The organism is Pseudomonas sp. GV105, from assembly GCF_003058185.1.
GTDB lineage: Bacteria > Pseudomonadota > Gammaproteobacteria > Pseudomonadales > Pseudomonadaceae > Aquipseudomonas > Aquipseudomonas veronii.
Map to the genome: position 1 here is coordinate 151,294 of NZ_QBUF01000015.1, position 13,607 is coordinate 164,900.

Here is a 13,607-nt window from a genome sequence, read left to right on the forward strand (position 1 = left end):
GAACGCCCATCGAGCCAAGGCTTTTTGATAATGCGCAATCCCGTCGACCCTATGCCACCCCTGCCCCGCATTTACGCCCTGGACCCTGAAGAGGCGGAACAAAGCTGGGACAGCGCCCCGCAACTGCTGGCAGCGCTTAACGCTGCACGGCTGGGTGCATGGTGCTGGGAAATCGATACCGGGCGTATCAGTTGGTCGCGGGGCACCCAGGCGCTGTTCGGCTTCGACCCGCGCCAACCGTTGCCCAAGGATCTGGAGTACCTGGACCTGCTCGCGCCGCAAGACCGCGCCCGGGTGATACGCGCGTTTCACGCGGTGCTGGCCGGCGAGCCGTTCGAGCAGGCCATGCACCACCACATCCAGTGGCCGGATGGCAGCCAGCACTGGCTGGAAATCAACGGCAGCCTGGCGCCGGACAAAACCGGCCGGCGCCGCATGATCGGCGTGATCCGCGAGACCACCCGCCAGCGCGAACGGGAACACGCCCTCAGCCACTCCGAAAAGCGCTTCGCCACGCTGTTTCACTTGTGCCCGAACATGGTCCTGCTCACCCGCCAGTCCGACGGCTTGATCAGCGAAGCCAACCAGTATTTCCAGATCCTCTTCGGCTGGCCGGTCGCCGACGCCATCGGTCGCACCACCCTGGACCTCGGCCTGTGGCTCCACCCTGAACAGCGTGCGCAGTTGGTCAGGGCCACCCAGCGCAAGGGCGAACCCATCACCATGGAAGTGCAATTCTGTGCCAGCAACGGGCAGATCCACGATGGCACGCTCTGCGCGCAGAAGGTCGAGCTGGACGGCGAGGCCTACCTGATCAGCACCTTTCTCGACACCACCGAGCGCAAAAACGCCGAGCAAGCCTTGAAAGACAGCCAGGAGCGCCTGGACCTGGCCCTGGACTCCGCGCAATTGGGCACCTGGGACTGGCACATTCCCACCGGCATGCTCTACGGCTCGGCCCGCGCCGCCCAACTGCACGGCCTGCCGGCGGAAGCGTTCCATGAATCGTTCGAGGCGTTTTTCGAGGGCATGCCCAAGGAAGAGCGCGAGAATATGCGCAACGCCTATCGCACCCTGCGCGAAGGCCCGGCCGGCAACTATCAGCTGACTTACCGTGTACAACTGGAAGACGGCAGCCCGCGCTACCTGGAAAGCCGCGCACGCCTGTACCGCGACGAAAAAGGCGCGCCACTGCGCATGGCCGGCACCCTGCTGGACATCACCGACCAGGTCGAGCGCGAACAACGCCTGAGCGCCTCCGAAGAAAAATTCGCCAGCCTGTTCCAGGCCAGCCCCGACCCGATCTGCGTCACCCGCCTGGACAACGGCGAGTTCATCGAGATCAACCCCGCGTTCACCCAGACCTTTGGCTGGACGGCCGCCGAAGTGATCAACATGAGCGCCGAACAGATCGGCTTGTGGGACGAGTCGAGCCAGCGCCTGCAACGCATCGAACAGGTGATTCGCGACCAGGCGCTGAACAACGTGGCCATCATCGCGCACCACAAAAGCGGCCAGGCCCTGACCTGCGTGATTTCCAGCCGGATGATCAAGGTCGGCGACCAGCCGTGCATCGTCACCACCCTGCGCGACATTACCCAGCAGCAACGCTCCGAGGCCGCGCTGAAGGCCAGCGAAGAAAAATTCGCCAAAGCCTTCCATTCCAGCCCCGACGCGATTTCCATTACCGAACACGACACCGGCCGCTATGTGGAGGTGAACGACGGGTTCTGCCGCTTGACCGGTTTTCGTGCCGAAGATGTCATCGGCCTGACGCTGTACCAGGTCGGCATCTGGGCCGATGAAAACCAGCGCGCGGTGCTGCTGGCCGAACTGCAACTCAAAGGCCGTATCCGCCATTTGGAAATGCTCTGGCACAACAAGCGCGGCGATGTGCTGGCGGTGGAGGTTTCTGTCGAGCCGATCACCCTCAACGAAACCCCTTGCCTGTTGCTGACCGCACGGGATGTGAGCCTGTTGAAAAACGCCCAGGCGCAGATCCGCCACCTGGCCTACCACGACCCGCTGACCAACCTGCCCAACCGCGCACTGCTGATGGACCGCCTGAGCCAGCAGATCGCCCTGCTCAAGCGCCATAACCTGCGCGGTGCATTGCTGTTTCTCGACCTCGACCACTTCAAGCACATCAATGATTCCCTCGGCCACCCGGTGGGCGACACCGTGCTGAAAATCGTCACCGCGCGCCTCGAAGCCAGCGTGCGTATGGAAGATACCGTGGCGCGCCTGGGCGGCGATGAGTTCGTGGTGCTGCTCAGCGGCCTGGATGGCACGCGCACCGAAGTCAGCGCCCAGGTTCAGGAACTGGCCGACACCCTGCGTGAATTGCTCTCCGAACCGATGTTCCTCGACGGCCAACGCCTGCAAGTCACGCCGAGCATCGGTGTGGCGCTGATCCCCGATCATGGCTCGACCCCGGCCGACCTGCTCAAACGTGCCGACATCGCGCTGTACCGCGCCAAGGATTCGGGGCGCAACGCCACGCAGATGTTCCACAACAGCATGCAGAAAACCGCCAGCGAACGCCTGCGCATGGAAACCGACCTGCGCCTGGCCCTGTCACGCGGCGAATTCAGCGTGCATTACCAACCCCAGGTGGACGCGCGCGGCAATAAGATCGTCGGCGCCGAGGCGCTGGTGCGTTGGCAGCATCCGCAACTGGGCGCGCAAGCGCCGTCCGAATTCATCAAGGTGCTGGAAGACAGCGGCCTGATCCTCGAAGTCGGCACCTGGATACTCGATGAAGCGTGCGCCGCCTTCGAGCAATTGATCAAAGAAGGCAAGGTGGACCCGCTGAATTTCAGCCTGTGCGTGAACATCAGCCCCCGGCAGTTCCGCCAGAACGACTTTGTCGAACGGGTCGAGCACAGCCTCAAGCGGCATTCACTGCCTTACTGCCTGCTGAAACTGGAAATCACTGAAGGCATCGTGATCCAGAACCTGGATGACACCATCAGCAAAATGCGTCGCCTGAAAAAGCTCGGTGTGAGTTTTGCGATGGACGACTTCGGCACCGGTTACTCATCGCTCACCTACCTCAAGCGCTTGCCGGTGGATGCGCTGAAGATCGACCAGTCATTCGTGCGCGATGCCACCCACGACCCCAACGACGCCGAAATCATCCGCGCCATTGTGGCCATGGCGCGCAGCTTGAACCTGGAAGTGATCGCCGAAGGCGTCGAAACCCCGGAGCAACTGGCGTTCCTGCAAAAGCTGGGCTGCCACTTGTTCCAGGGCTATTTGCACAGCCGGCCCTTACCGATAGAAGGGTTCAGGCTCTTGCTGGATTGAGGCTCAGACCAGCTTCAGGGCCCGGAACCCCGAACTCATCCAGCGCGATGAGGCCAGGTCGTGCTTTTTTCCATAGAAATCCAGCGCCCCATCGATCACCGCCACCGAATGCCAGTTGTCTGCCAGGGTGCCGATCGCCCCGTTGGCCAACTCTGCGACCGTGCTTTCACGCACGTAGCCAAACAACCCCAGGCGGCGCAGCGCTTCGCCAGGGTACTCGCCATCGTTGAGGGTTTGCAGAGCCGTCGTGTAACTCTGGCGGGCACGAAAATCGTTGTTCTCGATCTGCGCGCGCTTGGCACTGACTGCGTACAAAAAGTGCGCGGCATTCAGCAACTGTCGATTATTGCCATGAAAGTTCGACTCGGCGGCAGCCTGGCGCACTTCCTCGTGGGTCAGTTGCAACCGGAAGGCATCTCGCATGACCACGTCAAACCCCGTCGGCGTGATTTGAACCTGCTTATAGATCGCCCTCGGGTCTTGCCCGAACCGGATCATCGCCGCCTTGATCGCCGAGACCGTGACGCAATTGCCTTCAACCCCCTGGTAAAACCCGCTCCAGATGTCCGCGGGCCGGACGCTCGCGACCACAGGGGCGGCGCCGCGATTGCTCGGCGGCGGCAGTTGATCATCGAACAAGACATACCCATAGCCCCGATCAGCCGTTCGTGGTGTCCCGCCATCATGCCTGACCCCCTCGCGCACCAGCGCCGACCCGCGGTTATGGGTCTCCAGCACCCCTACCGCGCCCTTGCCCGCCATATCGCTCACCGGGACGAACTGCGACAGGCCGAACACCCCCATGCCTTGCAGACAACGCTGGGTGGTCTCGCCCTCGAGCGTCTTTGCCAAGGCGGCTTCGAACGTGGCATAGCCCCCGGTCAGTTGCTTGCGTTTGACAAAGGCGGCAAACATGAAATTGGCATTCTTTACCACGCCGCTGTCCGCCCCCGTGAAGCGGGAAGCCTGCGACGCCTGCTGCAACTCCTGGCGTGACAGGTGCAGCTTGAACTCATCCTTCATCGTGACGTCGTACCCATCGCCCGAGGGTAGCAACTCGTTAAACATCGCGGCTGGACGCTGACCGAACGTCATCATCATCAACTTGATCACCGCCGCGTGGCTGCTGCAATCAAAACTCTCGCCGAAGCGCCGCTCGCTCGTGTGGAATGCCGAAGCGATATCAGCCGGCCTTTCACCTGCGGGTTTCACCGGAAATACGGGAGAAGCCCCGCGCTGCTGGGCCGTTTCGATCATCGAACGGCTAGCTGTGGAGATATACATGCACTGGGTTCCTGACGCTTGTAAAAAATAAGCAGCCGAACGGGCAGCCAGGTTTGGGCTGACTGCCCCGTTCGCAGCCCTTCAATTCAACGGATTCACCAATAGGGCTATGGCACCAGAGCTATGGCATCGCCGTGCGTGGGCGCTTTTCCCTGTCGCCCCCATAGCTCTTCGCGACCGTTGATGACCGCCACCGAATGCCGGGCCCGATTGCACATGCCCAACTGCCCCTTGGCGAGCTCACGCACGGGGACCCTCTTCATGTGCTTGCTCAGCCCCAGCCGCTTCAACCCCTCCCCCGGCCCTCGCTCATCCTCGCCATCATTTAGGCTGCGGATCGCCGCACCGAAACTGCGTGCCGCCCTGCCATCGTTGTTTTCGTCCTGGGCACGCTTGGCGCTGATCGCGAAAAGAAATTGCGCGTCTTTGAGCATCTCTTTGTCAGCCCCGACAAATTTTGCCCCACGCGCACCTTCGGCGAGCTCCCGGTCCGTCAGGTTGACAGTTACGTCATCGCGCATGACCACGTGATAACCACGCTCGGTTTTTTTCACCTCCTTGAAAATATCCGTAGGGCTTTGGCCAAACTGGTACATCGCCGCCTTGATGGCCGATACCGTCACGCAGTTGCCATCCGGCCCTTGGCGAAAGCCGCTCCAGATATTGTCGGGCTTCGCGCCGTTGCGCTTCTTCGAAAGGCCCGCGATCATCGCCGCAGGCTCGGGTTTTGGCGGCGCAGGCGCAGGCACCACAGGCGTAGTGACCTCCGGCCGCGATGGGGATATTCCCGGCACCAGCTTCTCTTTGTTATCAGAGACCAAGTTAATCAGCTGAGTTAAAAACGAAGTAAACAGCGTCATTAACTTATCGAGCGGCTCTGAATTATTCGCCACGCCATGAGTGTTTTCCCGCACGTGCTCCAGTACCCCCTGGCTCGCCGGAGACGGCACACTCAAGAAACCGCTTAATTGCGCAAACTGTTCATTTTTTGCTTTCATGGAATCGACAGGAAGTACCTGACGAACATCCACAACACGCGCAATATTATTAATTGAACAACATGACATACGGGCCTCCACTTGCAGGCACTTCCCGGAACATCAGCCCCAAAGAAGTGCACATCCAGTTCAATACGTATAAAGGAAGTTGCTGACGTCAGGCTCTGAATGCAGGCCGGCGGCTGGTCCGCCAGTCGCGCATATCAGATTGAGGTTCAGCCGGGCCGGGACTGGTTATATCCGGGGTAGGCGTATCTGGTTGTGGTTGTGGTTGTGGCTGTGGCTGTGGCTGTGGCTGTGGCTGTGGTTGTGGTTGTGGTTGTGGCGTGATCGCCGGTACTTCCGGGGTGGCCGGTCGCGGCTTGACCTCAAGCGCATGCACACCCGGCTTGGGTGCCGGCATGACCTCCGGCGTAGGTGTGTGCTTGTGCGTAGGCGTAGGCGTAGGCGCAGGCGTGTGCGTGTGCGTAGGCATGGGCATGGGCGTAGGCGCAGGCGTGTGCGTGTGCGTAGGCGTGTGCACAGGCACCACTTCAACCTTGCGAGCGGCTTCCGGCATCGGCATGACGCGAGGTAAAACCGCTGCCGCATTCGGTTTCGTTTCGCCGCTCAGCGCCTTCGTATCGGGGCAATGACAATGACCGACGTTAACGTTCACTTGCACCTGATTGTCGGCATCCTTGATCACGGAGGCAGCGGATTGATGCATGTGGGGTGACACCGGAAGAGCCGGCTGGCCTCGCCGATCAGCCGTCAATGCGAGGTGTCCAGGCTTCTCCGGCAGCTTGCTCGCATCCACTGGAATGGCAGGCGTTTTATCCGCCCCAGGCAACATGCCGGACACCATGTTCCGCCCCGAAAACATCTCACGCACGGTTTTGACAACCTGCTCCAGCATGTCAAGCAAGCGTGCAAGCCCGCCTGTCTCGATTGTCATGTTGCTGTTCGAAACCTTGAAAGGGTCACGAGGCACGCCAGGGTGAGCCACAGTCGTATTGGCCCCCAATGTGCCGGTTTGCGTGAAGGTTTTCGACACGGATGGCGACAACCGCTCCATGGATGTTGTATCGCCGTTGAACAAAGGTGAATGATTAATCGATAGCGACATCAGTAAGTTCCTTATTGGCACGGCCCGGCTCGGTTAATCAGCGGGGCAGGCGAGGTTTTTTTATCGACTGGAAACAACCCTTGCTGCTTCACAGTCGATACTTTCGTGGAATACGAGGCTATCGAGTTCCAGAAATCGCGACTCATATAAGGAAACCAAATCAAACTTTCGGACTTTTCCCCCTGTTAATTTTTAAAAGACCGCAAACCAAGTAGCCTTAGCCAGATCCGACTGGACACACACGCTAATAAACCACCCTCGGGGCAACTTACCGACACAACCCCAAAACCTGCACGGCATCCGGCTGTGTTATTTCGCCCCGACTTCCTCGCGCAAAAACGCAAAATGCCCCGCATCTTTCGATACGGGGCATTTTCTTCAAACAAACGAGCGGCGCATTCAAGCGCGACGGGTCACCCCTCAGACGCGGCAGGATGGGCCATCCCCAACAACCGGCTCACCTGCTCCAAATCCGTCTCCCGACGCATGGCGGTGAACAGCTCGACGGCCTCCGGGTAATTGCGCGTCAGCATCGCCAACCACTGCTTCAGCCGGCCGGGCGCCTGGCGTTCGGTCAGTTGGGCCACCGACTGGGTCCAGAAATCCTGGAGCATCGGCTGCATCTGCGCCCAGGTCATTGCCACGACGTCTTCGCCGGCGCGTGCCGCCGCGATCTGCCGCGCAAGATCCGGACGCGCAACCAGCCCGCGACCCAGCATGATGTCTTCGGCGCCGCTGACTTCGCGGCAACGCTTCCAGTCTTCGACGCTCCAGATATCGCCATTGGCGAACACTGGCACCTTGACCACATCCTGCACGCGTGGAATCCACTCCCAGTGAGCCGGCGGTTTGTAGCCATCGGTCTTGGTCCGCGCATGCACGACGATATGCGCCGCGCCGCCCTCGGCCAGCGCCGTCGCGCATACCAGCGCGCCATCCGGGCTGTCGAAGCCCAGGCGCATCTTGGCGGTCACCGGGATATGCGCCGGCACTGCGCGACGCACATGCTCGACGATGCGGTTGAGCAGCTCCGGCTCCTTGAGCAGCACCGCGCCGCCACGGGACTTGTTGACGGTCTTGGCCGGGCAGCCGAAATTCAGGTCGATCACCTCGGAGCCCAACTCGCAGGCCAGGGCCGCGTTCTCTGCCAGGCACACCGGGTCGGAACCGAGCAACTGCACACGCAGCGGCACGCCAGCGGCGGTGTGGGCACCGTGCAGCAGTTCGGGGGCGAGCTTGTGGAAATAGGCCGGGGTAAGCAGGCGGTCGTTGACACGGATGAACTCGGTCACGCACCAGTCAATACCGCCCACGCGGGTCAACACGTCCCGCAGGATGTTGTCGACCAACCCCTCCATGGGCGCCAAAGCAATTTGCATGGAAAACACTCAACAAAAATCGTGGCGCAGTTTACTGGGTTTCCCGCCGCGACCGTTAACCCCCTGTCAGGGCGGCGCCGTAGCCGTCGAGAAACTCCGCCGGCATGCGCTTGGGCTTGCCGCTGGACAGTTCGATGCAGACAAAGGTGGTTTGTGCGCGCAGCAGGGTCGCGCCGTCGCGAGGGCGTACCAGCTGGAAACGCCGGGTCATTTTCAGGCGCTGGTCCCAGTCGACGATCCAGGTCGCCAGTTGCAGCTCGTCGCCTTCATAGGCGGCCGCCAGGTAGTCGATCTCATGGCGCACCACGGCCATGGCTCGGTCCAGTCGCCGGTACTCGGTGAGGTCCAGCCCCAGGCGCTGGGAATGGCGCCAGGCGCAACGCTCCAGCCAGGACACGTACACCGCGTTATTGGCGTGCCCCAGGCCGTCGATGTCCTCAGCGACGACCTGCAGATCGATGATAAACGGCGTTGCCAAATCCCAGCCCATGCCTTGCTCCTGTCGATTGATGTCGGCAGGGCAGTGTATCAGGCAGTTTGGCGCGCCTGTAAACAGCTGCCCGCCAGCAGCGCCAGCACCGCCTCGACCACCCGCGGATCGGCCAGCACGCGCTGGTGCCCGCCCTGCTCCAGGCGCAACAGGCGACTGTCGAACCAGGCGTCGTGGATAACCTGGGAAGCGCTGACCGGCACGAAGGTATCGTCTTCGGCATGCACGATCAGGCCGGGGAGGTCCATCTGGTAATGGGCCACGTCCAAGTGCTTGAGCGGCATGCCCAGGGTCAGCTCGACTTCCTGGATAAACGCTGAGCGCGCCCGCGACGGCAAACCGACCATCCCGGCAAACCCGCCGAGCACATCAAGGAAGCGCGACGGCGCGGCAATGCTCACCAGCGCTTCGGTACGCAGCCCCAATTGCACCGCCAGCATCGCACTGGCGCCGCCCATGGAGTGGCCGACCACCGCATGCAACGGCGGCAGCTCGGCCGCCGCTTCAAGCATCGCGCGGGCAAACAGCAGTACGTGGGCTTCACGCCCCGGCGAACGGCCATGGGCCGGGCCATCGAGGGCGAATACCGAATAGCCGTTCTGCACCAGCGCAGTGATCAGGCTGGCGAACTGGGTGGGCCGGCCTTCCCAACCGTGCATCAGCAGCACCGCCGGGCCCTGGCCCCAGCGCAACGCCGACAGGCCGAAACGCAAGGTGACGCGCTCTGCGTGCGCCAGCAGCGGCAACTCCCAATCCCGCGGCGGCAGATCCCGCGGGGTCATGAAGACCCGCCGCATGCTGTTGGCCACCGTGTGCGGCGCCAGGCGCCCCAAGGTGCCGTTGACGCCACGAATCCAGGTCAATGCGCCCATTTTTATAACCCCTCTTAACGTATGGCCGACTTGGCGGCACGCAACACACGATCGGACAATTCACCCGGCCCCAGGGCACGCGCCAATGCCAGCCCACCGACCATCAAGGCCATGTCCGCCAGGGCCTTGTCAGTGTCTTCCGGGCTGGCGGCCAGTTGTGCGGCCATCAGTTCCACATGTTCGTTGAGGACATCGCGAAAGGCGTCCGGCAGGCGGCCCATCTCACCCACGGTTGCCGGAATCGGGCAAGCCTTGGCCGTGGAGTCGCGGTGCTTGCGCGACAGGTAGAACGCCGCAACCAGGGCACGACGCTCTTCGCCGGTGAGTTGGGCATCCATGTCGTCGATCGATGCACGGCGCTGGGCCAGCAATTGGCTGAAGGCTTCCAGCATCAGCGCATCCTTGCTTTCAAAGTGCGCGTAGAAGCCGCCGACAGTCAGCCCCGCCGCCCCCATGACCTCGCCAACGCTCGGCTCGGCCGGGCCACGCTGGACCAACGCGGCACTGGCGGCTTGCAGGATACGTTCGCGGGTTTGCGCTTTTTTATCGCTCATCGTGTGCCTCCGACTCTCATGGGTTAAATATTATAACCATAATAATATTTCGCAAGCGAGCGGCACGCCCATTGGTCAGAAGCCCGGAGGGGCAAGGGAAGGGAGAATTGGCCAAACGCCAGACAAACAAAAGGGCCATTCAATAATTGAATGACCCTTAAAAATCCCGCAGAGCGGGTAATCGTGGCGTCCCCTAGGGGACTCGAACCCCTGTTACCGCCGTGAAAGGGCGGTGTCCTAGGCCACTAGACGAAGGGGACACAAACCTTCTATACAACTGATCAGGCTGAGACTGATCGATCCAAGGGCGGCGTGGCCAAAACCTTGAACCTGTAAATTGGTGGAGCTAAACGGGATCGAACCGTTGACCTCTTGCATGCCATGCAAGCGCTCTCCCAGCTGAGCTATAGCCCCGGATTTTTCGCCTCGCGGCGCAGCAGACCTTGCGAACTGCTTGTTGAAACTGGCGTCCCCTAGGGGACTCGAACCCCTGTTACCGCCGTGAAAGGGCGGTGTCCTAGGCCACTAGACGAAGGGGACAAAACCTTCTGTACAACCTGATCAAGCTAGGCCTGATCGATTCAAGGACGGTGTGGCCAGACCTTGAACCTGTAAATTGGTGGAGCTAAACGGGATCGAACCGTTGACCTCTTGCATGCCATGCAAGCGCTCTCCCAGCTGAGCTATAGCCCCTCATCGGTGAGGACGGGGCGAATCTTAATGGCGCTTTGGGAACGTGTCAAATTTATTTTCAACAATTTCCAAAATTTTTTGCCGGGATAACAATCACTTACCAACCAAACCCCGAAAAACCGGGGTTTGGCCGCCACAAGCGCTGACTCAGGCGATCGCGCCCAGCAGCTTCTCCCACTCTTTGTTTTCTTTCTTCGACACACCACCAAGCAAATCAAGGGCTTGGCGCAGACGGAAACGCGTAAGGTCCGGGCCGAGAATTTCCATCGCGTCGAGTACCGACACCGAACTGGCCTGCCCGGTGATCGCGGCAAACATCAACGGCATGGCATCGCGCAATTTCAGCTCGAGGGATTCGACCACGGCCTGGATCGTCGCGGTGATGGCGTCCTTCTCCCACTGGCGCAGGCTTTCGAGCTTCCACAGGATCAGTTGCATCAACTGGCGCACCTGATCGGCGGAGAGTTTCTTCGACTCAAACAGTTTGACGTCCGGGTTCACGCCACCGGCGAAGAAGAAACTGGCCAACGGTGCGACCTGGCTGAACGTCTCCACCCTGCCCTGCACCAGCGGCGCGATCTTCATCATGTACTCGGGGTTCAACGCCCACTGCTGCACGCGGCTGGCGAACTCTTCCACCGGCAGGTCACGCAGCCACTGGCCATTGAGCCACGACAGCTTCTCGATATCGAAGATCGGTCCGCCCAGCGACACGCGGGACAGGTCGAAGTTATCGACCATTTCCTGCAGCGAGAACTTCTCGCGCTCGTCCGGCATCGACCAACCCATGCGGCCCAGGTAGTTGAGCATCGCTTCGGGCATGAAGCCCATGCGCTCGTAGAAGGTCACCGAGGTCGGGTTCTTGCGCTTGGACAGCTTGCTCTTGTCCGGGTTGCGCAGCAGCGGCATGTAGCACAGCTGCGGTTGTTCCCAGCCGAAGTACTCGTAGAGCAGGATCAGCTTCGGCGCCGAGGGCAGCCATTCTTCCCCGCGCAGCACATGGGTGATGCCCATCAGGTGGTCATCGACCACGTTGGCCAGGAAGTACGTCGGCAGGCCGTCGGTCTTCATCAGCACTTGCATGTCCATGCGGTCCCACGGGATCTCGACGTCGCCGCGCAACATGTCCGGCACCACGCACACGCCTTCGCTCGGCACCTTCATGCGGATCACATGGGGCTCGCCGGCCGCCAGGCGCGCGGCCACTTCTTCTTTCGACAGCAGCAGCGCACGGCCGTCGTAGCGCGGGGTTTCGCCACGGGCCTGTTGTTCGGCGCGCATCTGGTCCAGTTCTTCGGCGGTGCAGAAGCAGGGGAACGCATGGCCCATGTCGACCAACTGCTGGGTGTACTGCTTGTAGATGTCGCTGCGCTCGCTCTGGCGATACGGGCCGTGCGGGCCGCCGACGTCCGGGCCTTCCGACCAGGTGATGCCCAACCAGCGCAGGGCATCGAAAATCTGCTGTTCGGACTCGCGGGTCGAACGCAGTTGATCGGTGTCTTCGATCCGCAGGATGAATTCACCGCCGTGCTGCTTGGCAAAGCAGTAGTTGAACAAGGCGATGTAGGCAGTGCCGACGTGGGGGTCCCCGGTAGGCGATGGCGCGATGCGCGTGCGGACGGTGGTCATGGCTGGTCTCGAATGGGCGATATAACTGAAATTGAAACAAGGGGCGAATGGTAACAGCCATGGGCACTTAGGCTCCAGCGTCCTCCGTACCGAGCATGGCATATAGGCCAAGTTTGAGCCTGGAGACTCGCCGTAGCTATTTGCCAGCTGGCTGGCTGGTTATATTCCATTACCTCTTGTTACAGACTCCGCGCCCATGCCTGCCCCACTGAAACGCCGCCTGCTTATCTTCGTATTGATCGTGAGCCTGATCGCCCTGGGTTTCTTCGCCCATTGGTTCTTCAGGGGCCGCTTCTACGAAAGCACCGACAACGCCTACGTGCAGGGTGAGATTACCCGTGTCTCCAGCCAGCTCGGCGCGCGGATTGTCGAGGTGCTGGTGGGCGACAACGAACACGTGCAACAAGGCCAGTTGCTGGTGAGGCTTGAAGACGACGACTTCCACCTCGCCGTGGACCGCGCCAACGCCGCCCTCGCCATGCGCGAAGCCGAGCGCACCCAGGCGCAGAGCAAGTTGACCCAGCAAGCCAGCCTGATCGCCGCCGGCGAAGCCAAAGTCGCGTCCAGCCAGGCCAGCCTGGGCCGCTCGCAGATCGACCTGTCCCGCGCCCAAACCCTGCGCAAACCCGGCTACGTCTCGGAAGAACGGGTGACCACCCTCTCCGCCGACAACCATATCGCCCGCTCCCAAGTGGCCATGGCCCAGGCCGACCTGCAGGGGCAGCGCCAGCAGGTCAACGCGCTGAATGCCGAGATCAAGCGCCTCGACGCGCTGATCGCCAACGCCAGAACCGACCTGGCCCAGGCCGAGCTGAACCTGACCCGCAGCGAAATCCACGCGCCCATCAGCGGCCTGGTCGGCCAACGCGCCGCGCGCAACGGCCAATACGTACAGGCCGGTGCCTACCTGCTGTCGATCGTCCCCGACCAGGACATCTGGATTCAGGCCAACTTCAAGGAAACCCAGATCGGCCACATGCAGCCTGGGCAAAAGGCCGAGCTGACGTTCGATGCTTACGGCGATACGCCGATCGAGGCGCGGGTCGACAGCCTGTTCGCGGCCTCCGGGGCGCAGTTCAGCCTGTTGCCGCCGGACAATGCCACCGGCAACTTCACCAAAGTCGTACAACGGATTCCGGTGAAACTTACGTTTGCTGCGGATAACCCGCTGAAGGGCAAGATCCGCCCCGGCATGTCCGTCACGGTCAAAGTGAACATCAAAGATCAGCCTGATGGCCGGTGATCAACTGCTGCGCCCGGTCGGCGAACCGACCCGGCGCGACTGGATCGC

At 61.5% G+C, this 13,607-nt stretch carries 10 protein-coding genes and 4 tRNA genes; 2 read left to right on the forward strand and 12 right to left on the reverse strand.

The window, feature by feature from the left end; genetic code table 11:
• Nucleotides 1–30: 30 nt before the first annotated feature.
• Nucleotides 31–3,309 carry an EAL domain-containing protein gene (locus tag C8K66_RS25755; protein ID WP_046382633.1) on the forward strand — a complete coding sequence of 1,093 codons (3,279 nt, stop codon included), beginning with the start codon at nucleotides 31–33 and terminating at the stop codon, nucleotides 3,307–3,309.
• 3 nt (nucleotides 3,310–3,312) lie between these two features.
• Here C8K66_RS25755 and C8K66_RS25760 read toward each other — a convergent pair whose 3' ends face one another.
• The 12 genes from C8K66_RS25760 to gltX form a co-directional block, all read right to left on the reverse strand.
• Entirely contained in the window at nucleotides 3,313–4,593 is a 1,281-nt protein-coding gene (locus C8K66_RS25760; RefSeq protein WP_108526345.1) for a hypothetical protein, read from the reverse strand.
• Nucleotides 4,594–4,700: 107 nt separating this feature from the next.
• On the reverse strand, nucleotides 4,701–5,591 hold the full coding sequence (locus tag C8K66_RS25765) for a hypothetical protein (RefSeq protein ID WP_108526347.1): 891 nt from the start codon (nucleotides 5,589–5,591) through the stop codon (nucleotides 4,701–4,703).
• Between the two features lie 157 nt (nucleotides 5,592–5,748).
• Nucleotides 5,749–6,699, reverse strand: coding sequence for a hypothetical protein (locus C8K66_RS30910; RefSeq protein ID WP_158276053.1), 951 nt, complete (start codon nucleotides 6,697–6,699; stop codon nucleotides 5,749–5,751).
• A 413-nt stretch (nucleotides 6,700–7,112) separates the two neighbouring features.
• Complete coding sequence (locus tag C8K66_RS25775; protein ID WP_017847710.1) at nucleotides 7,113–8,078, reverse strand: tRNA-dihydrouridine synthase; 966 nt, start codon at nucleotides 8,076–8,078, stop codon at nucleotides 7,113–7,115.
• A gap of 55 nt (nucleotides 8,079–8,133) precedes the next feature.
• Entirely contained in the window at nucleotides 8,134–8,568 is a 435-nt protein-coding gene (locus C8K66_RS25780; protein ID WP_017847711.1) for a thioesterase family protein, read from the reverse strand.
• Nucleotides 8,569–8,606: 38 nt separating this feature from the next.
• Entirely contained in the window at nucleotides 8,607–9,440 is an 834-nt protein-coding gene (locus C8K66_RS25785) for an alpha/beta hydrolase (RefSeq protein WP_057005688.1), read from the reverse strand.
• A gap of 14 nt (nucleotides 9,441–9,454) precedes the next feature.
• On the reverse strand, nucleotides 9,455–9,994 hold the full coding sequence (locus tag C8K66_RS25790) for a TetR/AcrR family transcriptional regulator (RefSeq protein WP_046382629.1): 540 nt from the start codon (nucleotides 9,992–9,994) through the stop codon (nucleotides 9,455–9,457).
• 184 nt (nucleotides 9,995–10,178) lie between these two features.
• Nucleotides 10,179–10,254: transfer RNA gene (locus tag C8K66_RS25795), tRNA-Glu, on the reverse strand.
• A 78-nt stretch (nucleotides 10,255–10,332) separates the two neighbouring features.
• Nucleotides 10,333–10,408: transfer RNA gene (locus C8K66_RS25800), tRNA-Ala, on the reverse strand.
• A 50-nt stretch (nucleotides 10,409–10,458) separates the two neighbouring features.
• Nucleotides 10,459–10,534, reverse strand: a tRNA-Glu gene (locus C8K66_RS25805).
• A gap of 77 nt (nucleotides 10,535–10,611) precedes the next feature.
• Nucleotides 10,612–10,687: transfer RNA gene (locus tag C8K66_RS25810), tRNA-Ala, on the reverse strand.
• A 147-nt stretch (nucleotides 10,688–10,834) separates the two neighbouring features.
• On the reverse strand, nucleotides 10,835–12,316 hold the full coding sequence (gltX, locus tag C8K66_RS25815; RefSeq protein WP_017847714.1) for a glutamate--tRNA ligase: 1,482 nt from the start codon (nucleotides 12,314–12,316) through the stop codon (nucleotides 10,835–10,837).
• 196 nt (nucleotides 12,317–12,512) lie between these two features.
• Between gltX and C8K66_RS25820 the strand changes: the two genes are divergently transcribed.
• Nucleotides 12,513–13,559, forward strand: coding sequence for an HlyD family secretion protein (locus tag C8K66_RS25820; RefSeq protein ID WP_017847715.1), 1,047 nt, complete (start codon nucleotides 12,513–12,515; stop codon nucleotides 13,557–13,559).
• Nucleotides 13,560–13,607: the final 48 nt, after the last annotated feature.

Bases quoted from the DNA above. Each gene is read 5' to 3' on its own strand.
- C8K66_RS25755 (WP_046382633.1), top strand. From the start codon at position 31: ATGCGCAATCCCGTCGACCCTATGCCACCCCTGCCCCGCATTTACGCC.
- C8K66_RS25775 (WP_017847710.1), bottom strand. From the start codon at position 8,078: ATGCAAATTGCTTTGGCGCCCATGGAGGGGTTGGTCGACAACATCCTG.
- C8K66_RS25765 (WP_108526347.1), bottom strand. From the start codon at position 5,591: ATGAAAGCAAAAAATGAACAGTTTGCGCAATTAAGCGGTTTCTTGAGT.
- C8K66_RS25785 (WP_057005688.1), bottom strand. From the start codon at position 9,440: ATGGGCGCATTGACCTGGATTCGTGGCGTCAACGGCACCTTGGGGCGC.
- gltX (WP_017847714.1), bottom strand. From the start codon at position 12,316: ATGACCACCGTCCGCACGCGCATCGCGCCATCGCCTACCGGGGACCCC.
- C8K66_RS25780 (WP_017847711.1), bottom strand. From the start codon at position 8,568: ATGGGCTGGGATTTGGCAACGCCGTTTATCATCGATCTGCAGGTCGTC.
- C8K66_RS30910 (WP_158276053.1), bottom strand. From the start codon at position 6,699: ATGTCGCTATCGATTAATCATTCACCTTTGTTCAACGGCGATACAACA.
- C8K66_RS25790 (WP_046382629.1), bottom strand. From the start codon at position 9,994: ATGAGCGATAAAAAAGCGCAAACCCGCGAACGTATCCTGCAAGCCGCC.
- C8K66_RS25760 (WP_108526345.1), bottom strand. From the start codon at position 4,593: ATGTATATCTCCACAGCTAGCCGTTCGATGATCGAAACGGCCCAGCAG.
- C8K66_RS25820 (WP_017847715.1), top strand. From the start codon at position 12,513: ATGCCTGCCCCACTGAAACGCCGCCTGCTTATCTTCGTATTGATCGTG.